At 63.6% G+C, this 1,239-nt stretch carries 1 protein-coding gene; it reads left to right on the top strand.

The annotated features are described in order from the left end of the window. Nucleotides 1-138 precede the first annotated feature (138 nt). Nucleotides 139-966, top strand: a complete 828-nt coding sequence (locus X738_RS81690) for a DUF1403 family protein (protein WP_373420517.1) — start codon at nt 139-141, stop codon at nt 964-966. Nucleotides 967-1,239: the final 273 nt, after the last annotated feature.

Below are 1,239 nucleotides of genomic sequence, written 5' to 3'. Positions count from 1 at the left end.
CCCGCGGCGGAGCTTCTGACGGAGCAAAACCTCGCCGCGGCATTGGAGGAATTCGGCTTTTTTGTCCGCGACGGCGAGGCGCTCGGCGATCTGGCGGATGAGCTTCGGCAGCTCGGCGCCAGCGTCGGGACGCTCGACATGCTGACCGGTGCTTTCGCGAGCGCCGGGCGCCATGGCTTCGGACGCTATTTGGGTTCGTGGCTCGCCGACGCGCTGCTCGCGCAAAGATTGGGATGGCCGCATGCGGTGCCGCTTTTGGGAACGCAGCCGGGACCGGGCGGCAGCCTGCGTGGCGTGCCTCCGAAAACGACCAGCCTGACGCAGAGGAACCAGGCGCCAGGCGGAGAAAGGGTGCAGAGCCTGCTCGTGGCTCAGGCGCACGCCGCGCTGCAGGCGATCGATCTCTCGGCCGAGCTCGGCCGCCGCGCCGAGCGGCTCAGTGCCATTGCGCCAAAACTGCGGGCGAAGGGTGCGGACCTGGTCGTCGACCGTTTGCTGAACGACGATGCGCTCGTCGCGTCGCGCGGCGACAAAAGCACCGGGATGAGCGACCTGCGTACGGCGGGAACCTCCGGAGTTCACATAGCGCTTTGCATCTTCATCCAGCGACCCCTCGTGAAGCCGAGCCGCAATTCCCGGTTTGTTGTTTTCAACCAGGTATTGACTGAAACGTCTAAGAGCAGATCCATAGGTCTGAATGGTACCGGGATTCGGCCCGGTCGCAGGCGCTGCCTTGTACTCTTTGATGAAACCCGCTGTGTAATCTCTGATGAGCGCGGCGTCGACAGGGTCGGGATTCAGGACAGGGCGGTCCACCACTGGCGGTCCGCCCGCCGACGTCTTGAGACGACCCAGTGCTCTAGCCACGTCCGAGGAGCCACTCTTGCTCTCGTACTCCTTGAGATCCGGATCCAGCGACTCCTCGTNCGGGATTCGGCCCGGTCGGCGCTGCCTTGTACTCTTTGATGGGAGCCGCTGTGTAATCTCTGATGAGCGCGGCGTCGGCAGGGTCGGGATTATTCAGGACAGCGGCGCGGTCCAGCACTGGCGCTCCGCCCGCCCACGTCTTGAGATGACCCACTGCTCTAGCCACGTCCGAGGAGCCACTCTTGCTCTCGTACTCCTTGAGATCCGGATCCAGCGACTCCTCGTGAAGCCGAGCAGCAAATCCCGGCCTGTTATTATCAAAGAGCCAACGACCAAAGCCGAGAAGAGAATTTACATGGCGCTTGACCGTGC

This window comes from Mesorhizobium sp. L48C026A00, from assembly GCF_000502375.1.
Classification (GTDB): Bacteria; Pseudomonadota; Alphaproteobacteria; order Rhizobiales; family Rhizobiaceae; genus Mesorhizobium; species Mesorhizobium muleiense.
Note: the sequence above shows the minus strand (reverse complement) of the source record. Positions and strands in the feature narration are given on the sequence as shown.